At 64.3% G+C, this 23,396-nt stretch carries 19 protein-coding genes; 11 read left to right on the top strand and 8 right to left on the bottom strand.

What is annotated here, in order from left to right; all coding sequences use genetic code 11:
* Window positions 1-3: 3 nt before the first annotated feature.
* Both xseA and J5M71_RS20415 read right to left on the bottom strand, forming a co-directional pair.
* The gene (gene xseA / locus J5M71_RS20420) at window positions 4-1,383 is read right to left on the bottom strand and encodes an exodeoxyribonuclease VII large subunit (protein WP_207835833.1); all 1,380 of its coding nucleotides are present in this window, start codon (window positions 1,381-1,383) and stop codon (window positions 4-6) included.
* A 136-nt stretch (window positions 1,384-1,519) separates the two neighbouring features.
* Complete coding sequence (locus J5M71_RS20415) at window positions 1,520-2,398, bottom strand: LysR substrate-binding domain-containing protein (protein ID WP_207835820.1); 879 nt, start codon at window positions 2,396-2,398, stop codon at window positions 1,520-1,522.
* A 97-nt stretch (window positions 2,399-2,495) separates the two neighbouring features.
* Here J5M71_RS20415 and J5M71_RS20410 point away from each other — a divergent pair, with 97 nt between their 5' ends.
* The 6 genes from J5M71_RS20410 to tadA all read left to right on the top strand — a co-directional run bounded on the left by J5M71_RS20410 (window position 2,496) and on the right by tadA (window position 9,199).
* Complete coding sequence (locus tag J5M71_RS20410; protein ID WP_207835817.1) at window positions 2,496-3,251, top strand: sulfite exporter TauE/SafE family protein; 756 nt, start codon at window positions 2,496-2,498, stop codon at window positions 3,249-3,251.
* A gap of 51 nt (window positions 3,252-3,302) precedes the next feature.
* Window positions 3,303-3,860 carry a hypothetical protein gene (locus J5M71_RS20405; protein ID WP_063911423.1) on the top strand — a complete coding sequence of 186 codons (558 nt, stop codon included), beginning with the start codon at window positions 3,303-3,305 and terminating at the stop codon, window positions 3,858-3,860.
* 86 nt (window positions 3,861-3,946) lie between these two features.
* Window positions 3,947-5,416, top strand: a complete 1,470-nt coding sequence (gene guaB, locus J5M71_RS20400) for an IMP dehydrogenase (RefSeq protein ID WP_075043910.1) — start codon at window positions 3,947-3,949, stop codon at window positions 5,414-5,416.
* A 78-nt stretch (window positions 5,417-5,494) separates the two neighbouring features.
* Entirely contained in the window at window positions 5,495-7,072 is a 1,578-nt protein-coding gene (guaA, locus tag J5M71_RS20395; protein ID WP_013971139.1) for a glutamine-hydrolyzing GMP synthase, read from the top strand.
* Between the two features lie 265 nt (window positions 7,073-7,337).
* A complete protein-coding gene (locus tag J5M71_RS20390; protein ID WP_207835815.1) occupies window positions 7,338-8,720 on the top strand; it encodes a multicopper oxidase family protein in 1,383 nt (460 codons plus the stop codon).
* Complete coding sequence (tadA, locus tag J5M71_RS20385; RefSeq protein WP_207835811.1) at window positions 8,720-9,199, top strand: tRNA adenosine(34) deaminase TadA; 480 nt, start codon at window positions 8,720-8,722, stop codon at window positions 9,197-9,199. The genes J5M71_RS20390 and tadA overlap by 1 nt, the downstream gene beginning before the upstream one ends.
* A gap of 111 nt (window positions 9,200-9,310) precedes the next feature.
* Here the strand turns inward: tadA and mltF are convergent, their stop codons facing one another.
* Window positions 9,311-10,768, bottom strand: a complete 1,458-nt coding sequence (gene mltF / locus J5M71_RS20380) for a membrane-bound lytic murein transglycosylase MltF (RefSeq protein WP_063911429.1) — start codon at window positions 10,766-10,768, stop codon at window positions 9,311-9,313.
* A gap of 302 nt (window positions 10,769-11,070) precedes the next feature.
* On the opposite strand from mltF, the gene purL reads away from it, so the two are divergent.
* Together purL and J5M71_RS20370 are read left to right on the top strand one after the other, a co-directional pair.
* Window positions 11,071-14,967 carry a phosphoribosylformylglycinamidine synthase gene (purL, locus tag J5M71_RS20375; protein ID WP_063911430.1) on the top strand — a complete coding sequence of 1,299 codons (3,897 nt, stop codon included), beginning with the start codon at window positions 11,071-11,073 and terminating at the stop codon, window positions 14,965-14,967.
* 3 nt (window positions 14,968-14,970) lie between these two features.
* Window positions 14,971-15,282, top strand: coding sequence for an NGG1p interacting factor NIF3 (locus tag J5M71_RS20370; protein WP_207835807.1), 312 nt, complete (start codon window positions 14,971-14,973; stop codon window positions 15,280-15,282).
* Window positions 15,283-15,385: 103 nt separating this feature from the next.
* Here J5M71_RS20370 and tatC read toward each other — a convergent pair whose 3' ends face one another.
* Genes tatC through tatA form a run of 3 tightly spaced genes read right to left on the bottom strand, consistent with a single transcriptional unit; the run spans window position 15,386 to window position 16,718 of the window.
* Window positions 15,386-16,147: a twin-arginine translocase subunit TatC gene (tatC, locus tag J5M71_RS20365; RefSeq protein ID WP_207835805.1), complete on the bottom strand. Its 762-nt coding sequence runs from the start codon at window positions 16,145-16,147 to the stop codon at window positions 15,386-15,388.
* Window positions 16,144-16,449, bottom strand: a complete 306-nt coding sequence (gene tatB, locus J5M71_RS20360) for a Sec-independent protein translocase protein TatB (RefSeq protein ID WP_207835791.1) — start codon at window positions 16,447-16,449, stop codon at window positions 16,144-16,146. The genes tatC and tatB overlap by 4 nt, the downstream gene beginning before the upstream one ends.
* A complete protein-coding gene (tatA, locus tag J5M71_RS20355) occupies window positions 16,449-16,718 on the bottom strand; it encodes a twin-arginine translocase TatA/TatE family subunit (RefSeq protein WP_207835788.1) in 270 nt (89 codons plus the stop codon). The genes tatB and tatA overlap by 1 nt, the downstream gene beginning before the upstream one ends.
* Before the next feature lie 145 nt (window positions 16,719-16,863).
* Between tatA and gspK the strand changes: the two genes are divergently transcribed.
* Window positions 16,864-17,829: a type II secretion system minor pseudopilin GspK gene (gene gspK / locus J5M71_RS20350; protein ID WP_207835779.1), complete on the top strand. Its 966-nt coding sequence runs from the start codon at window positions 16,864-16,866 to the stop codon at window positions 17,827-17,829.
* Window positions 17,830-17,970: 141 nt separating this feature from the next.
* Here the strand turns inward: gspK and J5M71_RS20345 are convergent, their stop codons facing one another.
* On the bottom strand, window positions 17,971-18,879 hold the full coding sequence (locus tag J5M71_RS20345) for an RHS repeat-associated core domain-containing protein (protein ID WP_207835759.1): 909 nt from the start codon (window positions 18,877-18,879) through the stop codon (window positions 17,971-17,973).
* Between the two features lie 166 nt (window positions 18,880-19,045).
* Window positions 19,046-21,106, bottom strand: a complete 2,061-nt coding sequence (locus J5M71_RS20340) for a PhoX family phosphatase (RefSeq protein ID WP_207835756.1) — start codon at window positions 21,104-21,106, stop codon at window positions 19,046-19,048.
* Window positions 21,107-21,330: 224 nt separating this feature from the next.
* Between J5M71_RS20340 and J5M71_RS20335 the strand changes: the two genes are divergently transcribed.
* Complete coding sequence (locus tag J5M71_RS20335) at window positions 21,331-22,971, top strand: lipoprotein UxpA (RefSeq protein ID WP_207835753.1); 1,641 nt, start codon at window positions 21,331-21,333, stop codon at window positions 22,969-22,971.
* Entirely contained in the window at window positions 22,968-23,393 is a 426-nt protein-coding gene (locus tag J5M71_RS20330; RefSeq protein ID WP_207835750.1) for a pilus assembly protein PilZ, read from the top strand. Before J5M71_RS20335 ends, J5M71_RS20330 begins: the two co-directional genes overlap by 4 nt.
* The last annotated feature ends 3 nt before the right edge of the window (window positions 23,394-23,396 follow it).

Raw genomic sequence — 23,396 nt, 5'->3', positions numbered from 1 at the left:
GTGTCAGTCCAGAAGTGAGAGGGTGACCGGGGTCAGGTGGTTGTCTTCGACCCGCACCAACAGCTCGCCTTCGTTCAGGCGGGCGGTCAGGCGTTGGCCATTGCGGGTCTGTTCGGCGCTGCGGATGGCCTGGCCCTGTTCGTCCAGCAGGATGCTGTAGCCGCGGGCGAGGGTGGCCAGCGGGCTGACCACCTGCAGCGTCTGCAACTGGGCCTGGAAGCGCTGGCGGCGGTCCTTGAGCACTTCGCGCATCGCCCGCGGCAGGCGTTCGGCGAGGCTGTCCAGGCGTTGGCCCAGCAGTTTCAGGGTACGCCCAGGGTGCTGCGCGGCGAGGCGGGTATCCAGGCGTGCCAGGCGTTCGCGGCGCTGGTTGAGGTTGAGCATGAATGCACGGCGCAGGCGCATGTCCAGGTCGTCCAGGCGCTGGGCCTGCTGGCGCAAGCGCTCGCCCGGGTGGCGCAGGCGCCGGGTCAGCGACTCCAGGCGCAGGCGGTCGTGGGTCAGGCGGTTCTGCATGCGCAGCAGCAGGCGCCGTTGCAGGCCGTCCAGGCGTTGCTGCAGGCCGCTGTTGTCGGGTGCCAGCAGCTCGGCGGCGGCAGACGGTGTGGGTGCGCGCACGTCGGCGACGAAGTCGCTGATCGAGACATCGGTCTCATGGCCCACGGCGCTGACAATCGGTGTTACACAGGCGGCCACGGCCCGTGCCACGGCTTCTTCGTTGAAGCACCACAGGTCCTCCAGCGAGCCGCCGCCCCGGGCCAGGATCAGCGCATCGAAACCGAGGCTGTCGGCCAGGCGGATGGCGCGCACGATCTGTGCAACGGCTTCGCGGCCCTGTACTGCGGTGGGGATGAGGTTCAGTTCCACCTGCGGGGCGCGGCGGCCGAACACGCTGATGATGTCGCGGATCACCGCGCCGGTGGGCGAGGTGATGATGCCGATGCGCTGCGGGTGGGCCGGTAGCGGCTGCTTGCGTTCGGCGCTGAACAGCCCCTCGGCGCCGAGCTTTTCCTTCAGGGCCTCGAAGGCCAGGCGCAAGGCGCCGTCGCCGGCCGGCTCGACGGTGTCGATAATCAGCTGGTAGTCGCCACGCCCCTCGAACAGCGAAACCTTACCGCGCACCCGCACCGCCAGGCCGTCGCGCAAGGCCTGGCGCACCCGCGTGGCGTTCTGCCGGAACAGCGCGCAGCGCACCTGCGCGCCGCTGTCCTTGAGGGTGAAGTACATGTGGCCGGAGGCTGGGCGGGCGAGGTTGGAAATCTCGCCTTCCACCCACACGCTGCGGAACACGTCCTCCAGCAGCACGCGGGCGCGACCGTTGAGTTGGCTGACGGTAAGGACCTCGCGGTCCAGGCCGAGTCGTTCGAAAGGGTCTCTGATCATAGCGGGCATCATAAAGGACATCGGCCCCGGTTGTCTGTCCCGGCCCTGTCGCGATCTCAGTGGGAGCGCTGGCTTCGAGTTGACGCTGTACCTGTGGGAGCGGGTTTACCCGCGAACACCGGCATCGCCGGTGCCATCAACCCTGCATCGCTGCCACGAATTGCCTGACCATCTGCCCCGCATCCCGCCTGCAAGCCATCGCCACAGTACTCTCACACCCTCCCTCCAGCGCCACGAAGCTGACTGAGGCTGGCGCAATCTCGCGCATGCACGCCGGCAGCAACGCCACCCCAAACCCCGCCTGAATCAGCTGCAACTGGGTGGTCTTGCGCGACAGCACCTGCGCCGCGCGCGGAAAAAAGCCTGCCTCCATGCACAACGAGGCCGACAGGTAGCTCAGCCCGCCACGATCCCGATGCGGAATGGAAATGAAGCGCTCCTCGCGCAACTGTTCAAGCTTCACCTGTGGTGCGTCAGCCAGCGGATGCCCAGCGGCAACCGCCAGCAGCAATGGCTCACTGAACAGCGCATGCAGCACCACGCCTTCATGCTGGCGCAACACAGGCAAACGCAGCAGGCCGATATCCAGGCGTCCATTAGCAATATCCTCCAGCTGCGCCTCCGACGACTGCTGGGCAATTTCCAGCGAAACCCCCGGGTTGTCGCGCAAGTAACCGCCCAGGCGGGCCAGCAATGGGCCGGTCAGCGGCACTGTACTGGAGTGGTTCAGGCGCAGGCTGCCCTGCAGCCCTTCACCAATGTCGCGGGTCACTCGCTCGGCCTGCGCCAGGTCGGCCAGCAAGCGCCGCGCCCGCTCCAGAAAGGCCTGGCCAGCCAGTGTCAGGCGCGGCAGGCGCGCGGTGCGTTCGAACAGCGGCGTGCCCAGTTGCTGTTCCAGCTCCTTGATCTGCCGGCTCAGCGCCGACTGGGCAATGTACAGTCGCTCGGCGGCACCGCTGAAGCTGCCGCATTCGGCGATTTCCACGAAGTAACGCAACTGGCGGATCGACGTCATGTCATGCCTTTTCGAGATGGTTGTGGCGAAAAATGCATATTAGTCGGCATGGCTCATGGCTGGCTAACCTTTGCCTGTCTTCCCAGGAACTGCTGCCATGCTCGCTCAACTGTCGTTTTCCGGCCTCGACTGGCTGCCCATCCTGCTGGGTGTTGGCGTTGCCTACATCGTCTTCGGTATCGCCGGTTTCGGCACTGCGCTGGTGGCCGGCCCAGTGCTGATCCACTTCATGCCGCTGTCGCGGATCATACCGCTGCTGGTACTGCTGGACTTCGTCGCCGCCTTCGGCAACCTGCTGCCATCGCGCCGCGATGTCGTGCGGGGCGAGCTGCTGCGGCTGTTGCCGTTCATGGCCGTAGGCTGCACGCTGGGCGTGGTATTCCTGCTACAGCTGAAGTCCGACCTGTTGCTGCTGCTGATGGGCTTGTTCGTCACGGCATATGCCGTGTACGGGCTGGCGGTGAAGGTGCGGCCGGCCAGTCTGTCCGGTTTCTGGGCGGTGCCGATGGGCACGGCAGGCGGGCTGTTCGGTGCCTTGTTCGGCAGCGGTGGCTTTCTATATGCCCTGTACCTGAGTGCGCGGCTGGAGGTAAAGGAACAGGTGCGCGCTACCCAGAGCGCACTGATCAGTTGCAGTACAGTGGTGCGCCTGATGCTGTTCCTGACCGCTGGCGTCTATGCCGATCAAAGCCTGCTGCTGCTCGCCGCCTGCCTGTTGCCGGTCATGCTTGCTGGTCTCTGGGCAGGGCGCAGGCTGACCCACCGGCTGTCCCGCGAAGCGTTCGTGCGCCTGGTCACCTGGCTGGTGCTGGCCAGCGGGCTGGCGCTGATCGGTCGCTATCTGAGCGCCTGAGCAGGCGGTAGAATTGCGTCATTACCGCAGTTTTTCAGGCTTGCCCCGTTCATGAACACCCAGAGCATCATCGTTCCCAAGCTGTCTACCGTCCCGGTGCATGAAGCCCGTGCCCGCGCCATCCTGCGCTGGCTGGTGCGCGAGAAAGTCGTCGAGGAACAGCTGACCACCTGTGGCCGCACCGGCAACCGCATGGCCCATGCCTTGGCCGAAGGTGCCCGCAAAGTGGCCCTGCACCCGGAGAAACTGCCCTTCGGCGAGCAGGTCAACGGCCTGGAGGTGATGCTCAAGCGCTGCATCTATACCCCTACCGAAGGTTTCCTCGAAGAGGCCGGCTGCCCCGAGTGCCGGCGTGAGGTGGGCGAGCCGCTGTTCGAAAGCCTCGAAGAATGGATGCCGGCGGTGAGCGACAACTTTACCTGCCCGCTGTGCGGCTTCGAAGATGACATCAATGGCTTCATTTACCTGCAGCCATGTGCCTTTTCCAACCTGGGGTTCATCTTCAACAACTGGGGCGAGGCCGGGTTCACCCAGGCCTTTCTCGACAGCTTCGCCGACTGGCTCGACCAGCCGGTGGCCGTGGTACAGGTAAAACTGCCACAAGGCTGACCGAAGGCCCTTTTTTTGCATTGAGCGGCGCGCCGTGCATGAGTATAATGGCGCGCTTCCATTTTTCCCGCCCGGGAGCCCCCGCGATGCTGCGTATCAGCCAAGAAGCCCTGACCTTCGACGATATCCTCCTTGTACCTGGCTATTCCGAGGTACTGCCTAATGAAGTCAGTCTCAAGACCCGTTTGACCCGTGGCATCGAGCTGAACATTCCGCTGGTTTCCGCCGCCATGGATACCGTGACCGAAGCGCGCCTGGCCATTGCCATGGCCCAGGAAGGCGGCATCGGCATCATCCACAAGAACATGACCATCGAGCAGCAGGCCAGCGAAGTCCGCAAGGTCAAGAAGTTCGAGGCTGGCGTGGTCAAGGACCCGATCACCATCGACGCCGACGCCACCGTGCGCGACCTGTTCGACCTGACCCGCCTGAACAACATCTCCGGCGTTCCGGTGCTGGCGAACGGCGACCTGGTCGGCATCGTCACTTCCCGTGACGTGCGCTTCGAGAGCCGCCTGGACGCCAAGGTCCGCGACGTGATGACCCCCAAAGAGCGTCTGGTCACCGTCCGCGAAGGCGCCAACAAGAACGAAGTCCGCGAGCTGCTGCACAAGCACCGCCTGGAAAAAGTCCTGATCGTTGACGACAAGTTCAACCTCAAGGGCATGATGACCGTCAAGGACATCGAAAAGGCCAAGGCCTACCCGCTGGCCAGCAAGGACGACCAGGGTCGCCTGCGCGTCGGCGCCGCAGTCGGCACCGGCAAGGACACCGGCGAGCGCGTTGCCGCCCTGGTGGCTGCTGGCGTTGACGTCGTGGTGGTCGACACCGCTCACGGTCACTCCAAAGGCGTGATCGACCGCGTTCGCTGGGTCAAGGAAACCTACCCGCAAGTACAGGTAATCGGCGGCAACATCGCCACCGGCGCTGCCGCCAAGGCTCTGGCCGAAGCTGGCGCCGACGCGGTCAAGGTCGGTATCGGCCCAGGCTCGATCTGCACCACCCGTATCGTTGCCGGTGTCGGCGTGCCGCAAATCAGCGCCATCGCCAACGTTGCCGCTGCACTGGAAGGCACTGGCGTGCCGCTGATCGCCGACGGCGGCATCCGCTTCTCGGGTGACCTGTCCAAGGCCATCGTTGCCGGTGCTTCCTGCGTGATGATGGGTTCGATGTTCGCCGGTACCGAAGAGGCTCCGGGTGAAGTCGAACTGTTCCAGGGCCGTTCCTACAAGGCTTACCGCGGCATGGGCTCGCTGGGTGCCATGGCACAGGCGCAAGGTTCCTCCGACCGCTACTTCCAGGACTCCTCGGCCGGCGCCGAGAAGCTGGTACCGGAAGGCATCGAAGGCCGTGTTCCCTACAAGGGCGCCCTGGCCGCGATCATCCACCAGCTGATGGGCGGCCTGCGTTCGTCCATGGGCTATACCGGCAGCGCAACCATCGAAGAGATGCGCACCAAGCCGGAGTTCGTACGCATCACCGGTGCCGGCATGGCCGAGTCCCACGTGCATGACGTGCAGATCACCAAAGAAGCCCCTAACTACCGCGTAGGCTGAGGCTTCCAGCTACAACAGAAAGCGGGGCTGTCACGACAGCCCCGCGTCGTTTCCGATTTCCACTGACGAGATTGAGTCATGGCCCTCGACATTCACGCTCACCGCATCCTGATCCTCGATTTCGGTTCCCAGTACACCCAGCTGATCGCCCGCCGTGTGCGCGAAATCGGCGTGTACTGCGAGCTGCATCCGTTCGACATGGACGATGAAGCGATCCGCGAATTCAACCCGCGTGGCATCATCCTCGCCGGCGGCCCCGAGTCGGTCCACGAAGCCAACAGCCCACGCGCCCCGCAGGCGGTGTTCGACCTGAACGTACCGGTACTGGGCATCTGCTACGGCATGCAGACCATGGCCGAACAGATGGGCGGCAAGGTCGAAGGTTCCGACCTGCGTGAGTTCGGTTATGCCCGCGTTGACGTGGTCGGCAAGAGCCGCCTGCTCGATGGCATCGAAGACCACATCGACGCCGACGGCGTGCTGGGCCTGGACGTGTGGATGAGCCACGGCGACAAGGTCACCCAGATGCCGGGCAACTTCCACGTGCTGGCCAGCACCCCGAGCTGCCCGATCGCCGGCATGTTCGACGACGCGCGCGGCTACTACGGCGTGCAGTTCCACCCGGAAGTGACCCACACCAAGCAGGGCGGTCGCATCCTGTCCCGCTTCGTGCAGGACATCTGCGGCTGTGAAGCCCTGTGGACCCCGTCCAACATCGTCGAAGACGCCATTGCCCAGGTGCGTGAGCAGGTCGGTTCGGCCAACGTCCTGCTGGGCCTGTCCGGCGGCGTCGACAGCTCGGTGGTTGCTGCGCTGCTGCACCGCGCCATCGGCGACCAGCTGACCTGCGTATTCGTCGACAACGGCCTGCTGCGCCTGCACGAAGGCGACCAGGTGATGGCCATGTTCAAGGAGAACATGGGCGTCAAGGTCATCCGTGCCGACGCTGAAAAGCAGTTCCTCGACAACCTGGCCGGCGAAGCCGACCCGGAGAAGAAACGCAAGATCATCGGCCGCACCTTCATCGACGTGTTCGATGCCGAAGCCAGCAAACTGGAAAACATCCAGTTCCTCGCCCAGGGCACCATCTACCCGGACGTGATCGAGTCGGCTGGCGCCAAGAGCGGCAAGGCCCACGTGATCAAGTCGCACCACAACGTCGGTGGCCTGCCGGAGGAAATGAACCTCAAGCTGGTCGAGCCGCTGCGTGAACTGTTCAAGGACGAAGTGCGCAAGATCGGCCTGGAGCTGGGCCTGCCGTACGACATGGTCTACCGTCACCCGTTCCCGGGGCCGGGCCTGGGCGTGCGCATCCTCGGTGAAGTGAAGAAGGAATACGCCGACATCCTGCGTCGCGCCGACCACATCTTCATCGAAGAGCTGCGCAAGGCCGACTGGTACCACAAGACCAGCCAGGCATTCGTGGTGTTCCAGCCGGTCAAGTCGGTGGGTGTCGTTGGCGACGGCCGTCGCTACGCCTGGGTCGTGGCCCTGCGTGCCGTCGAGACCGTGGACTTCATGACCGCGCGCTGGGCGCACCTGCCGTACGAACTGCTGGAAACCGTCAGCGGCCGTATCATCAACGAAATCGACGGTATCTCGCGCGTGACCTACGACGTGTCGAGCAAGCCGCCGGCCACTATCGAGTGGGAATAAGTTGAGCCACAAGGGCGCCGCACGGCGCCCTTGTTGTATCTGCCCTCTGTATCGGCCTGTTCGCGGGCGCGCCCGCTCCCACAGGTAAAGCGCAGCTTTCAAATGCTGTGGTGTCCTTGTGGGAGCGGGCTTGCCCGCGAAGAGGCCAGCGCAGGCAAAAACGAGACTTCACTTAATCTTTCCCATTTGCAGGTGTATCGTATTCGCCCTTCATCGCCAGCCATGCTGGCAGCTTGATTGCGCAGAACACGAGGTACCCGCACCGATGTCCTTCACCCGTCGACAAATGCTCAAGGGCCTGACCGGCCTGGTTGTGGTTGGCCTGGGCGCCGGTGGCGCAGCGCGTTACTGGCTGGGCAAGGTCGAAGACGACAACGCCGGCCACGACTACGAGCTGATCGCCGCCCCTCTGGACGTAGAGTTGGTGCCTGGGCACAAGACCGAGGCCTGGGCCTTCGGCCCGTCGGCACCGGGTACCGAACTGCGCGTACGCCAGGGCACCTGGCTGCGGGTGCGCTTCATCAACCACCTGCCGGTCGAAACCACCATCCACTGGCACGGCATCCGCCTGCCGCTGGAAATGGACGGCGTGCCTTATGTGTCGCAGCTGCCGGTCAAGCCGGGCGAGTACTTCGACTACAAGTTCCGCGTGCCGGACGCCGGCAGCTACTGGTACCACCCGCACGTCAGCAGCTCCGAGGAACTGGGGCGGGGCCTGGTCGGCCCGCTGATTGTCGAGGAGCGCGAGCCGACCGGCTTTCAGCATGAGCGCACGCTCAGCCTGAAGAACTGGCACGTGGACGAGCAGGGCGCCTGGTTGCCTTTCAGCATTCCGCGTGAGGCCGCGCGCAACGGCACCGCCGGGCGCCTGATCACCATCAATGGCCAGGCCGATTCGGTCACCGAGCTGCCAGCCGGCCAGGTGGTGCGAGTGCGCCTGCTGAACCTGGACAACACCTGGACCTACCGCATCAACCTCAAGGGCAACTGCGAGGCAAAAATCTATGCCCTGGACGGCAACCCGGTAACCCCGCGCCCATTGGACGATGACTACTGGCTCGGCCCAGGCATGCGTATCTGCCTGGCTATCCGTATTCCCGAGGCGGGCGAGGAAATCTCCCTGCGCGACGGCTTCGTGCGCCTGGGCACCTTGCGTTCGGTGGCCAGCAACGACGCGCCAAGCGACTGGCCACCGGCGCTGCCGCCCAACCCGATCGCCGAGCCGGACCTGGAGAATGCCGAGAAGCTGAACTTCAATTTCGAGTGGGCGGCGAAAGTCTCGGTCACTTCGGACCAGGACAGGCCGTCGAGCATGTGGCAGATCAACGGCCAGGCCTGGGATATCACCGACAAGACCTGCGCCGAGCGGCCGATCGCCACGCTGAAGCAGGGCAAGAGCTACATCTTCGAGCTGAAGAACATGACCCAGTACCAGCACCCGATCCACCTGCACGGCATGAGCTTCAAGGTGATCGGCTCCAACCGCCATGACATCAAGGAACCGTGGTTCACCGACACCTACCTGCTGGGCAAGAACGAGCGCGCCCAGGTGGCGCTGGTGGCGGATAACCCGGGCACCTGGATGTTCCACTGCCACGTCATCGACCACATGGAAACCGGCCTGATGGCCGCGATCGCGGTGGTCTGATGCGCCCGCAGATCATCGATCGCAGCCGTGATCAGGAATTCATGCGCCTGGCCCTGACCCTGGCCGCCGAAGGCGCGGCAATGGGGGAGGTGCCGGTGGGCGCGGTGCTGGTGCAGCATGGGCAGGTGATCGGGCAGGGCTTCAACCGGCCGATCATCGACAGTGACCCCAGTGCGCATGCCGAGATGGTGGCCATTCGCGCGGCAGCGAAATCCGCCAGTAACTACCGGCTGCCCGGCAGCACCCTGTACGTGACCCTGGAGCCGTGCAGCATGTGTGCGGGGTTGATCGTGCATTCGCGGGTGATGCGGGTAGTGTACGGCGCGCTGGAGCCCAAGGCGGGGATCGTGCAGAGTCAGGGGCAGTTCTTCGGGCAGGGCTTCCTCAACCACCGGGTGATGGTGGAGGGCGGGGTACTGGCGGAGGAGTGCGGGCAGATCCTCAGTGACTTCTTCAAGGCTCGCCGGGCCAAGTCTTGACCTGTACCGGCCGCTTCGCGGGTAAACCCGCTCCTACAGGAATACCACTATCTTCAAAACCAGTGATGTACCTGTGGGAGCGGGTTTACCCGCGAAGAGGCCGGTACAGGCCTACATCGGCGGCGACTGCTCCGCCGGCTTGTCCTTGTTCACCCCGGGCACATGCAGGCTGCCCTCGGCCACCTGGCCTTCGAGCTGCGGTTGGGTCACCCAGGTGAGGATGTCGTAGTAGCGGCGGATGTTGGCCACGAAATGCACCGGTTCGCCGCCCCGGGCATACCCATACTTGGTCTGCCGATACCACTGCTTCTGCGATAGCCGCGGCAGCATCTTCTTCACGTCCAGCCACTTGTTCGGGTTGAGCTTCTCGCGCCTGGCCAGGGTGCGGGCGTCTTCCAGGTGGCCGGTGCCGACGTTGTAGGCGGCCAGGGCGAACCAGGTGCGGTCCGGTTCCTGGATGCTGTCGTCGAGCTCTTCCTTGATCTTCATGAAGTATTTGGCGCCGCCCTGGATGCTCTGCTTCGGGTCCAGGCGGTTGGACACGCCCATGGCCTGGGCGGTGCGCTGGGTCAGCATCATCAGGCCGCGCACACCGGTCTTGGAGGTGACCTCGGGCTGCCACATCGATTCCTGGTAGCCGATGGCGGCCAGCAGGCGCCAGTCCACCTGCTCGACCTTGGCGTAGCTCTTGAAGTGCTTCTCGTACTTGGGCAGGCGCTGCTGCAGGTGCTGGGCAAAGGTATAGGCACCCACATATCCCAGTACGTCGACATGGCCGTAGTAGCGGTCCTTCAGGCGTTGCAGGGTGCCGTTCTTCTGCGCCTTGTCGAGGAACTCGTTGACCTCGTTGAGCAGGCTGTTGTCATCACCGGCCGCCACCGCCCAGCGTTGGTCGCGGGTGTCGCCCAGGTCGAAGGCAACCCGCACGTTGGGGAAGTACACCTGGTTCATCGCCAGCTCGTTGGAGTCGACCAGGGTCAGGTCGATCTGCCCTTCGTCGACCATGCGCAGCAGGTCGACCACCTCGACGGCGTCGGATTCTTCGTATTCCAGGCCCGGGTACTGCTTTTTCAGCTCGGCCAGCTGGTCGGCGTGGCTGCTGCCCTTGAGCACCATGATCTTCTTGCCGACCAGGCCCTTGGCATCGGTGGGCCGCGTGCGGCCGTTGCGGTAGATGACCTGTGGGGTCACTTCCAGGTAAGGGTGGGAGTACTTCACCTGGGCCTTGCGCCGTTCGCTGGTGACCAGGCCGGCCGCCGCCAGCACCGGGCCGGAGGGTTTGCCGAGGCTATCGTACAACTCGTCGAGGTTATCGGCGGTCTCGATCTGCAGCTTCACGCCGAGATCCTCGGCGAAATGCTGGACCAGCTCGTACTCGAAGCCGGTTTCGCCGTTGCGGTCCTGGAAATAGGTGGCCGGGCTGTTGCGGGTGATCACGCGCAGCACGCCATCCTCCTTCACGCGCTCGAGAGTGCTGGGTTTTTCAACGCAGGCACCGAGCAACAGAAAGAGTCCGGTTGCGAAAAGCCATCTGGCGCAACGCTGGCGCAAAGCAGTGTGGGCGAACATAGGTTGCAGTATACGCAAAGGACTGGCCCAACCATATCTCGACAACTGTTAGCTTGTCTGGTAGCGGGTTCTGTGGTGTGGGTGCCTGCCTATGGAGGTTTGGCGCCTGTGAGATCGAGCGCCGCGCGGGCGGCGCTCGATCTCACAGGCGCCGGACCGGCAACGACGAACACCTGAATTTCTGACCCGAAAGTCCGGTTCCGCCGCCCGGCAGCCGTGGCTTAGAGCGGGTGCCGAAACCCTTTGAATTAGGCTAGAATGCACGGCCTCTAAGCACACCCCTTCCTGAGGCTGTCCCGACGATGTTGATCCTGCGCGGCGCTCCTGCCCTTTCTGCCTTTCGCCACGGTAAATTACTCGAGCAACTGAGCCAGAAAGTTCCCGCTGTTACTGGTTTGTATGCCGAATTCGCCCACTTCGCCGATGTCGACGGCGAGCTGACCGCCGACCAGCAGCAGGTGCTGGGCCGTCTGCTCAAGTACGGCCCGAGCGTGCCGGTACAGGAGCCGAGCGGCCGCCTGTTCCTGGTCGTGCCGCGCCTGGGCACCATTTCGCCCTGGGCCAGCAAGGCCAGCGACATTGCCCACAACTGCGGCCTGCAGTCGATCCAGCGCCTGGAGCGCGGTATCGCCTACTACGTTGCCGGCAGCCTGAGCGAAGCCGACGCCGAACTGATCGCCGCCGAGCTGCACGACCGCATGACCCAGCGCGTGCTCGGCCAGCTGGAGCAGGCCGCTGACCTGTTCAGCCATGCCCAGCCAAAGCCGATGACCTCGGTGGACATCCTCGCCGGTGGCCGTGACGCCCTGGCCAAGGCCAACATCGACCTGGGCCTGGCCCTGGCCGAAGACGAGATCGACTACCTGGTCAACGCCTTCCAGGGTCTCAAGCGCAACCCGAACGACATCGAACTGATGATGTTCGCCCAGGCCAACTCCGAGCACTGCCGCCACAAGATCTTCAACGCCAGTTGGGACATCGACGGCCAGGCTCAGGAAAAGAGCCTGTTCGGCATGATCAAGAACACCTACCAGATGCACAACGAAGGTGTGCTGTCTGCGTACAAGGACAACGCCTCGGTGATCGTCGGCAACGTTGCCGGCCGTTTCTTCCCGAACCCTGAAACCCGCCAGTACGGTGCGGTACAGGAGCCGGTGCACATCCTGATGAAGGTGGAAACCCACAACCACCCGACCGCCATCGCCCCGTTCTCCGGCGCCTCCACCGGCTCCGGCGGCGAAATCCGCGACGAAGGCGCGACCGGCCGTGGTGCCAAGCCCAAGGCCGGCCTGACCGGCTTCACCGTGTCCAACCTGCGTATCCCGGGCTTCGAACAGCCGTGGGAGCAGGCCTACGGCAAGCCTGAGCGCATCGTCGACGCCCTCGACATCATGATCGAAGGCCCGCTGGGTGGCGCTGCGTTCAACAACGAATTCGGTCGCCCGGCCCTGACCGGTTACTTCCGTACCTTCGAGCAGGCCATCAACACCCCGCACGGTGAAGAAGTGCGCGGCTACCACAAGCCGATCATGCTGGCCGGTGGCATGGGCAACATCCGTGAAGACCACGTGCAGAAGGGTGAGATCACTGTCGGCGCCAAGCTGATCGTGCTCGGTGGCCCGGCCATGCTGATCGGCCTGGGCGGCGGCGCCGCTTCGTCGGTGGCGACCGGTGCCAGCTCGGCTGACCTGGACTTTGCTTCGGTACAGCGCGAAAACCCGGAAATGGAGCGCCGTTGCCAGGAGGTCATCGACCGCTGCTGGCAGCTGGGCGACAAGAACCCGATCGCCTTCATCCACGACGTCGGCGCCGGCGGTATCTCCAACGCCTTCCCTGAGCTGGTCAACGACGGTGGCCGTGGTGGCCGCTTCGAGCTGCGCAACGTGCCCAACGACGAGCCGGGCATGGCCCCGCACGAAATCTGGAGCAACGAATCGCAAGAACGTTACGTGCTGGCCGTCAGCGCCGTCGACTTCGAGCGCTTCAAGGCCATCTGCGAACGTGAGCGTTGCCCGTTTGCCGTAGTGGGTGAAGCGACTGAAGAGCAACACCTGACCGTAAGCGACAGCCACTTCGGCAACACGCCGGTAGACATGCCGCTCGATGTGCTGCTGGGCAAGCCACCACGCATGCACCGTTCGGTTACCCGCGAAGCCGAGCTGGGCGATGACTTCGACCCGAGCAAGCTGGACCTGGACAACGCCGTTCAGCGCGTCCTCAGCCACCCGGCCGTGGCCAGCAAGAGCTTCCTGATCACCATCGGCGACCGCACCATCACTGGCCTGGTCGCTCGTGACCAGATGGTCGGCCCGTGGCAGGTACCGGTGGCCGACTGCGCCGTCACCGCCACCAGCTTCGACGTCTACACCGGTGAAGCCATGGCCATGGGCGAGCGTACCCCGCTGGCGCTGCTGGATGCCCCGGCGTCCGGCCGCATGGCCATTGGCGAGACACTGACCAACCTGGCCGCTGCACGCATCGAGAAGCTGTCCGACATCAAACTGTCGGCCAACTGGATGTCCGCTGCCGGCCACCCAGGTGAAGACGCCCGCCTGTACGACACCGTCAAGGCTGTCGGCATGGAGCTGTGCCCGGAGCTGGGCATCACCATTCCGGTCGGCAAAGACTCGATGTCGATGAAGACCAAGTGGAGCGACGAGGGCGTCGAGAAGAGCGTCACCTCGCCAATGTCGCTGATCATCACCGGCTTCGCCCCGGTCACCGACATCCGCAAGACCCTGACCCCGCAACTGCGCATGGACAAGGGTGAAACCGACCTGATCCTGATCGACCTGGGCCGTGGCAAGAACCGCATGGGCGCCTCGATCCTGGCCCAGACCTACGGCAAGATCGCTGCCCAGGCACCGGACGTCGACGATGCCGAAGACCTCAAGGCCTTCTTCGCCGTGATCCAGGGCCTGAACGCCGACGGTCACCTGCTGGCCTACCACGACCGTTCCGACGGCGGCCTGGTTACCACCGTGCTGGAAATGGCCTTCGCCGGCCACTGCGGTCTCGACCTGCACCTCGACCCGCTGACCGACAGCCGTGGCGACGTACCGGCCATCCTCTTCAACGAAGAGCTGGGCGCGGTCATCCAGGTTCGCCAGGATGCCACTCCGGACGTGCTGGCACAGTTCAGCGCCGCTGGCCTGGGTGAGTGCGTCGCGGTGATCGGCAAGCCGATCAACAACGGTGAAGTGTCCATCAGCCTGAACGGCGAAGTGCTGTTCGACGACGACCGCCGCATGCTGCAGCGCCAGTGGGCCGAGACCAGCTACCAGATCCAGCGCCTGCGTGACAACGCCGACTGCGCCGACCAGGAATTCGACCTGCTGCTCGAAGAGGACAACCCGGGCCTGTCGGTCAAGCTGGGCTTCGACGTCAACGACGACATCGCCGCGCCGTACATCAAGAAGGGTGTGCGCCCGCAAGTGGCCATCCTGCGCGAGCAGGGCGTCAACGGCCAGGTCGAGATGGCTGCCGCCTTCGACCGCGCCGGCTTCGCTGCCATTGACGTGCACATGAGCGATATCCTCGCCGGCCGTGTCGACTTCGAAGCCTTCAAGGGCCTGGTCGCCTGCGGTGGCTTCTCCTACGGTGACGTGCTGGGTGCCGGTGAAGGCTGGGCCAAGTCGGCCCTGTTCAACAGCCGCGCCCGTGATGCCTTCCAGGCCTTCTTCGAGCGTACCGACAGCTTCGCCCTGGGCGTGTGCAACGGTTGCCAGATGATGTCCAACCTGCACGAGCTGATCCCGGGCACCGAGCACTGGCCGCACTTCGTGCGCAACCGCTCGGAGCAGTTCGAGGCGCGTGTGGCCATGGTCGAAGTGCAGAAGTCCAACTCGATCTTCCTGCAGGGCATGGCCGGTTCGCGCATGCCGATCGCCATCGCCCACGGTGAAGGCCATGCCGAGTTCGCCAGCGAAGAAGCACTGTTGGCAGCCGACCTGTCCGGTTGCGTGGCCCTGCGCTACGTCGACAACCACGGCAAGGTCACCGAAGCCTACCCGGCCAACCCGAACGGCTCGCCGCGTGGTATCACCGGCCTCACCAGCCGCGACGGCCGCGTGACCATCATGATGCCGCACCCGGAGCGTATGTTCCGTGCCGTGCAGAACTCCTGGCGCCCGGATGAGTGGCAGGAAGATGCCGCGCTGATGCGCATGTTCCGCAACGCACGGGTGTGGGTGAACTAAGGCGTGTACAAGCTCGCCTTCTTCGTCCCCGCCAGCCACGTCGAAGTGGTCAAGGCCGCTGTGTTCGCCGCTGGTGGCGGGCGCATCGGCGACTATGACCACTGCGCCTGGCAAACCCTGGGCCAGGGCCAGTTTCGCCCGTTGGACGGCAGCCAGCCGTTCCTCGGGCAAACCGGCCAGGTCGAGGTGGTGGAAGAGTGGAAGGTGGAGCTGGTGGTGGCTGACGAGCTGATTGTCCAGGCCGTCGCTGCACTCAAGCAGAGCCACCCGTACGAGACGCCAGCCTACGAAGTCTGGCGGCTCGCCGAGTTCTAGACCGCATCAAGGCAATTCGCGGGTAAACCCGCTCCCACAGGGATCGCACAACCCTCGGATATTGTGCGATCCCTGTGGGAGCGGGTTCACCCGCGAAGAGGCCTTACAATCCAGGCACAATCTCCTTGCCCTGCCCGGGCCGCTTCAGCCACCCACAAGCCAGCAACCCCACCTCGAACAGCACCCACATCGGCACCGCCAGCATCGTCTGCGAAAACACATCCGGCGGCGTCAGGATCATCCCCACCACAAAGCAGCCGACGATCACGTAGGGCCTGCTGCGCCGCAACGTGGCCACATCGGCCAACCCCACCCAGACCACGATAAACGTCGCCACCGGGATCTCGAACGCCAGCCCGAACGCCAGGAACAGCGCCAGGATAAAGTCCAGGTACTGGCTGATATCGGTCATCATCGCCACGCCTTCCGGTGTCACGCTGGCGAAGAAGCCGAACATCATCGGGAACACCAGGAAGAACGCGAAGGCCATGCCGGCATAGAACAGCACGATGCTCGACACCAGCAGCGGCAGGGCAATGCGCCGTTCACGGCGGTACAGCCCCGGCGCCAGAAAGCCCCAGGCCTGGTGCAGCAGCAGCGGCATGGCCACGAACAGTGCGCACATCGCGGTCAGCTTGAACGGCGTCAGGAACGGCGAAGTGACGCTGGTGGCGATCATGCTCGCGCCTTCCGGCAAGAAGCGCCGCAGCGGTTCGGAAATCAGCGTGTACAACGTCTGGGCGAAGGGGAACAGCCCGGCGAACACCAGCGCCACCAGTGCCAGGCAACGCACCAGTCGTTTGCGCAGGTCGCGCAGGTGTTCGGTCAGCGGCATGCTCGCCGCCGGGTCCATGGCAATACTCATGTAGCGTTTTCCTTGGGGGAAGCAACCGTAGCCGCATCATTGGCCGGCTCCGCGTTCAGGCTGATGCCCTGGCGGATCTCCTGTTCCAGGCGCTGCAAAGGCGCACTGTCGAGATTGGGTAGCTCGACAGCGCGCAGGTCGATCTCCCGCTCCACCTGCGTGCGCAAGGCGTGCATGGCCCGGCGCGCCTGGCCCAGGCCACGGCCAAGCGTGCGCGCCGCCACCGGCAGACGTTCCGGGCCCAGCACCAGTAGCGCGACGATGCCGACCAGCAGCAACTCGCTGAAGCCTACCTCGAACATCAGGCCTGACGATCCGCTTGAGGCTGTTGCGTGGCCTGGCCAGCCAGCGGGGCCTGCTGCTGTACGTGCGCCTGGCCAGCCAGCGGGGCCTGCTGCTGTACGTGCGCCTGGCCAGGGGCGTTGGCGTCATTGTCGCCGCCCATGGACTTGCGAAAGCCCTGGATCGCCTCGCCCACATCGCTACCCAGGCCCTTGAGGCGCTTGGTACCAAACAGCAGGAATACGATCAGCAGTACGATCACCAGTTGCCAGATTCCAATGCCACCCATTGCGACCACTCCTGTAAGGTCATGAAAAGGAAGGGCAATCCTGCCTCGCGTAGATGACGTGCACATGACGAACGGTCACTGCCATCTACCTGCAACACCTGGCGTGTTGACTGGCGTCTTTATTCGGCGACAGAGGCAGGCAAGGATGGGTGGCAGGCAACAGCGGGGCGTGGCCCTGCTGATGGTGATGGTGGTGCTGGCGATGCTGGCGGCGGGCATGGCCTGGCTGGTGGAAGATGGCCGGCGCCAGGTCGAAGACGTGCGCCTGTTGCACCAGCGGGTGCAAGCGCGGGCGATGGAACAGGCCGGCCTGGCCTATGCCGAGCAGGCCCTGCGTGACCCCAGCTGGCGGCTTAGCCCGCTGTTCTGGCAGGCCTTGCGCGGGCAGCCGCTGAACTATGATTTTGGCGCTGGCCAGGCGCAGTTGCGGGTGCGCGACCAGCACACCTGCTTCAACGTCAATGCGCTGCTCGGCGCTGATGGCGAGCGTGCCGCGCGCCAGTTGCGTTATCTGCTGGGTGACGACATGGCTGCCGAGCGCCTGGTCGATGCCTTGGCTGACTGGCTCGATGCCGACAGCGATGCCCGCCTGCAGGGCGCCGAAAGCGCCCAGTATTTGCGCCAGCAACCACCGCGCCTGGCGGCCAACCAGCCGATGCTCGATACCAGCGAGCTGAACCTGCTACTCGAGCCGGACGCCAGCCGCCAGAGCCGTTACCCGATGCTGTGTGCCTTGCCGCAGACCACTGGTTGGCGGCTGAATGCCAATGCCCTGGGGCTGGAGCATCTGCCGTTGCTGGAGGCGCTGTATGAAGGGCGTTATCCGCGCTCGTTGCTCAGCCGCATTATCGGCGGCCGGCCGGCGTCGGGGTATGTGGATGCAGCTGCGTTACGCCAGGCGCTGGGGGCAGTGGATGACGAAACCTTCGAACGGTTGAGCGAAGGGCTGCTGTTGAACAGTGGGTATTTCCTGTTGCAGCTGTCGTTCGCGGAGGAAGGGCGGGTGATACGCAGCGAGTTCCAGGTGGAGGCACTGGGGGTGGTGCAATGGCATGCCCGGGTGCCGGCGCAGCAGGTGCGGGTGCGCAGCCGCGAGCCGATGGCCTGGTAAAGCTTTAAATAGCCGGGGCCGCAAAGCGGCCCCTGTACGCCGATCTAATCTCCCCGCTATCTGGTCTTGCGTTTACCGGCATCTGCTTGCCACCGGTATACCAAGGGGTTGCGACAGCCCCTCTGAACTGTAAAAACAAGTCTAATTACGGTTAATCATATGAAAGAGATCTTCAGGCGGTCTGCCTCGAATGGTCGATATAGATGCTTCGACGGCTCCTCTTTCGAGATAAAGCTGGGTTGAGATTTGGGCGGCCAAAGCGAGGCCGATGCTATTTGTCGCATGGTGTGTTACATAAGCAGCTGTAACGCCGGCGGCAAAATTTTCGACGCGGTTAACCACTGTGGTTGATAAGGGCTCCAGCACTTTGGGGCTATTAATGATATTGTTTCCTATCGTTGCAGCAAACTCGAGGTCATCAATGTGTAGAGAAATATGAGGTGAGGCCGGTGCTGGTGTTTGTACGGTTCTATGTAAGTTTATTCGTAAATTTGAGCTTTGCCAGTTGCTTCCTCCGATACGTAGCTGTGGTCTATCTACAGAAAGAGTTGGAAGCTGACCGGTCAGCCAATTTACTCCCCGCTTCAGCCATTCCCACCATTGTCCACTTGGGTCATTCCGGTTGATGGGATCGTTCTGGCAATAGCAGTAGCCGTTAGGCCCGCCCTTGCGAAATGGAGACTGAGTATCAGGTTGGAGAAATCGCCCTGATCTGGGGCTGTAGAATCGGTGTCCATTGCCGAGTGCATAACAGTCCAGCATTCTATCAAGCCGCTGCCCGCTGAAGGCAACAAGATGTGCTGATGGAGCTGTGTGCAGGAAACCATAGGGTGAATAGTTCTGCTGCGTGCTGCCAGGAATACCGCGCAATGCGGTGTTTGCATTGTCAGACTGCAAGATTTGACTGGTTGTTCTTTTTGTATCCAGTTCTGCTAATGCAATACCATTGGCCCAGAGCAGGTGACGTGTGCTGTCACTTGCTTGGCAAACCAATTGGTCACCTTGAAAGAAAAAGTTTTTCCTTTTTGGCTGGAGCGTTGTTAGTTGCATATGCTTGGGCCGCGGAGTCGTAGGTGGTGGAATGATTTTCTACAGACTGGCGGCTGTCTACTGGCAGAATTATCAGGTGGCCGTTCCTACAAAGGATTGCATAACCTCTATAGGAACAGCCTTATGTCGCGATAGGGCCGCAAAGCGACTCTTGTGGGAAGATCGGTCAGACAGTCCCGATTTCCCCACCATCGATACGCTGAATCACCACCGTCGCAGCCCGCGGCCTTACCGTGGTGCCTGCCGGGGTGGCATCGGTGGCCTTGTCGGTATACGGCCAGTTACCCGGGTGCTGGATGTTGACGAACAGTGTCTTGTTGTCCGGGGTAAAGGTAATCCCGGTCACTTCGCACTCGTTCGGCCCGACGAAGAAGCGGCGCAGGTCCACCTGGTTCTGCGCGTTCACCGGCACCTGCTTGCCGCTGGCATCCACCAGTTGGGTAGGGATCACCGCCAGCAATTGGTCGTTGGTGTAGTCGGTCACGGTGCTCTCGCCGTTGTCGGTCTCGAACCACAGCACGCCACGGCTATCGAAGCTCATGCCGTCCGGGCTGGCGAACTGGTTCAGTTCGGTCAGGCCGGAGCGGTTGATGTCGGCGGTGCCGGCAGCGTTGGCGCCGAACACGAAGATGTCCCAGGTGAAGCTCAGCTGGTCGTCGCTGTCGTGCCAGCGGATGATGTGGCCGTGACGGTTCGGGCCGCGCGGGTTGGCTGCATCGGCCTTTTCTGGCGTGCGCGCGCTGTTGTTGGTCAGGGTCAGGTACACGTCGCCGTTGAGCGGGTTGACCGTGGTCCACTCCGGGCGGTCCATCGGCGTTGCGCCCACGGCATCGGCGGCACCACGGGTGTTGAGGATGATGCCCGGCAGGTCGCCAAACAGCGCGCCCAGGGTGCTACCCCCAGTGGTGGCGGTGGCCACGTCCAGCAACAGCCATACACCCGTGCCGTCGGCATTGAAGCGGGCCACGTACAGCTTGCCCTGGTCGAGGTACTTGGCGCCGGTGGCCAGGCGGTCGGCCGGGGTGGCGTCGGCGGCGTCCCACACGGCGGTGGACACCCACTTGTACAGGTACTCGTTGTTCGAGTCGTCACCCATGTACCACACCAGCGGCTTGCCGGCGACGGGCAGGCCTGGGGCGCAGCCTTCGTGGCGGAAGCGGCCCAGCGCGGTGCGCTTGGTGGCCAGGGTGCTGCTGTTGTACGGGTCGATTTCAACGATGTAGCCGTAGGTGCTGGCTTCGTTGCGGTAGTCGTCGGTGGCGCTGGCGCCTTTGACGGTGACATCGAAACGGGCGAACTCGTCGGCCACCTCGCTGCTGTCACCGGCTGCGGTTTCCCACTTGTACTGGCCGCTGGAAGTGCCCACGCCAATGCGGCGCTGGTCTTCGGGGCGGGTGCCCTTGTTGACGAAGATGCCTGGCCAGTTCTCTTCACAGGTCAGGTAGGTGCCCCACGGGGTGTAGCCGTTGCCGCAGTTGTTGTTGGTGCCGCGGCAGTGGGTACCGGCGGTGGAATACTTGGTCTTGACATGGTCGGTACCCCGCAGCGGGCCGGTGATTTCCATGCGCGAAGCGGTAGTGAAGCGGCGGTTGAGCGGGTCGTTGTCGACCACCTGCCAGCGGCCGCCGATTTTCTGCAGGCGCACCACGCCGGCGCCGTGGGCGTTGATTTCCTTGCGCACCTCCTCGGCCGGGCGCTTGCCGTTGACATCGGTGGTCGGGCCGGCCGGGTGCAGGGCGGCGGTGTCGATGTACTCGAAGTTGATCGCCAGCAGGCCGTCTTCGGAGCTGCCGTTGATGGGGAAGAAGTGCATGCCGTCATGGTGCATGCCCATGGCGTTGGCCTGGTCGGTCGAGGTGTTGCTGCCGTCGGGCTTCCACGGGTTGCCGTTGCTGTTGATCGGCGTGCCCCAGGGCGCCAGCACGTAGGCGCTGTAGCCGGCGGCAACCACGCAGGCGTCGGTGCGCGAGCCCGGGATGGACTGGAAGCCCAGTGCCAGTTTCGGCACTTCCGGCTCAGTCACGGGTGGCTCGGTGACCGGATCATCGTGATCGGAGCCACCACCGTCGAAGCAGCCTGTCAGGCCGGTACCGGCAATCATGGCGATGGCGGCGCCCAGGCTGCCGCGCATCACACTGCGGCGGCTCAGGTAAGCATCCATGACATTGGCCATCGGCAGGTTGCCGCTTTGGTTCCGGTCCAGGTTGTCGCCGGTATCTCGACTCATCAGGGTGTCCTTATGTTGGCTGAGTTAGAGGAAACCGCGACTTTAGTGCGCAAATATGATGATTCATTGGCAGAAATGTTAAGGGGGTTTTAAAACAACTCGCTCTTAGAAGCATGGCCTACAGATCCATTTGGAATGACTGTCGGATTTCTGCCATCAAACTGTAATGCCAACGCCGCAACATCCGGGTCCCTGAATGAACATGGATAAGGATGGCAGGTTCGATGGCAAGCAGTGTGCACAGGCGCGAAGTGATTGGCTGGATGGGTGTCGGTGCCTTGGCACCGTTGCTCGGCGCCTGCTCCGCCTTCCCTGGCCAGCAGGGCGGCAACGCCCGCCTCGACCTGCTGTACGTGGCCGATACCCTCGATGCCCGCCAGCCTGGCCAGGCCGTGGTGCCGGCCACCCGCCTGGGGCCGGTCAGCCACCTGGGCCGCGCCCCCTGGATGACCGGCAGCAGCGCCAGTATCGCCTACCCGCGACTGGCGCCACTGCTCGATGCCAGCCAGGCTGCATCTGCCCAACTGGGCGGCTACGCGGTGCTGGCGGCGTTGCTGGAGCAATTGCGCGGCGAGGCTGGGGCGGGCAACAGCCTGACCCTGGAAAACGGCCAAGGCTGGAATGGCAGTGGCCTGGCTTACCTGACCCAGGGCGAAAGCGGCCTGCAGGGCAGCCAGCTGCTGGGCATCGAAGCACGGGTCAGCAGCGACGAGCGCGTGCTGTGGCCACAACGCAGCCCGGCGCTGTATCGCCAGGCTACCGCCGTTACCCTGGGCGCCGGGCTGGCGGACACGCAACGTCAGGCGTTGGGCCTGGAAGCCTTGCACATCTTCGAACGCGGCGGCGCACGTATTGCCGTGGTCGGCGTGACCGACCCCTACGCCCAGGACCAGAAAGCCTCTCTTAAACAGTGGTACCAGTCATTGCAGCCAGTGTTCGAACAGGCCCGGCGCGAGGCCGACCTGGTGGTGGCCATGGCCGATGTCGGTACCGGGCCGGGCCTGTGGCTGGCCGAGCGGGTGCCGCAGATCGACGTGCTGCTGTGCGCTCGTGGCCAGGACCTGTGGCCGGCGCCGGTCGAGGTGAGCCAGGCCAGCGGCCGCCGCGTGCCGGTGCTGTTCGCCGGGTGCCGGGGCAGCGGCGCCTTTCGCCTGCGCTGCCAGCGCGTGGCCGGGCTGTGGCAGTTCGACGGGCGTTTCTTCCCGGCCTTTGAACAACAGCTGGCACCCGCCGCACAGCAGCGTGTCGGGGCATTGCAGGCAGAACTGCGCCAGCAGCGCGCCGGCCATGCGGCCTGGCTCGACCAACCGCTGGCCCGCGCGCCCCAGGCGCTGTGGCGCCGCGACACCCGCGGCGGCAGTTGGGACCGCCTGCTGCATCAGGCCCTGGCCGACGACAGCAGCATGCCAGTGCTGCTGCCGGGCCTGCGTTATGACTACCCGCTGCCCGCCGGGGCGGCCATCACCCGTGAACACCTGATCAGTCTCACCGGTGGCTACCCGGCACCGGTGGTCGAAGCGCCGGCCCGGCAGGTCGAGCAAGTGCTGGAAAACGCCGCGGAGCAACTGTTCGGCGACCCGCTGCTGCTGGACAACAGCCAGGACCTGCCGCGCTGGCAGGGCCAGGCCTGGCGTGTCAGCTACAGCCCGCAAGGCAAGCGCATCAGTGGCCTGGAGCCGGTGCAGGGCCTGTGCCGCACCTTTGGCCTGCAATTCGAAACCCAGGCTGGCGAGCCGCTGTGGCAACGGGTCGAAGCCTGGCTCGCCCGGCAGCCGGCCGACTGGCAACTGGTGCCGCTGCAACTGCCCGAAGTGCGCTACGTACAGGGGCACCCGGGCTGGCACCCAAGGCAGCTGGCCTCGTGATGCTCGCCTCGCGCCTGCTGACTGGCGCCGGCCTGACCCTGGCCGGATGGCTGGCCGCCCAGTGCGTGCTGCAACTGGGCCGCCAGCCGCAACCTGCCACTGCGCCCGCAGCGGCCAACAAGCCGCTGCCTGGCTTGATGGTCGGCCATTGGCAGGTACCCGTCGACGACGGTGCCATCGCCATCACCCACTTGCCGCTGCAATACCTCGGCGGCCTCAAGGCCCAGCCGCTGGCCTCCAGCGTGGTAGTGCTGCGCTATGGCGAGCAGGTGCGCACTTTGGCCCGCGGCCAGCGCCTGGCGCCAGGGATCGTGCTGCAGGACATCGACAGCGATGGCCTGATTTTCAACAACCAGGGGCGGCGTGAGCGCCTGCCCTGGCCGCCACGCCCCGCCGTGACCGGCTTCAAGCGGCAAGGATGAACG

The organism is Pseudomonas sp. 43(2021), from assembly GCF_017490805.1.
GTDB lineage: Bacteria > Pseudomonadota > Gammaproteobacteria > Pseudomonadales > Pseudomonadaceae > Aquipseudomonas.
Note: the sequence above shows the minus strand (reverse complement) of the source record. Positions and strands in the feature narration are given on the sequence as shown.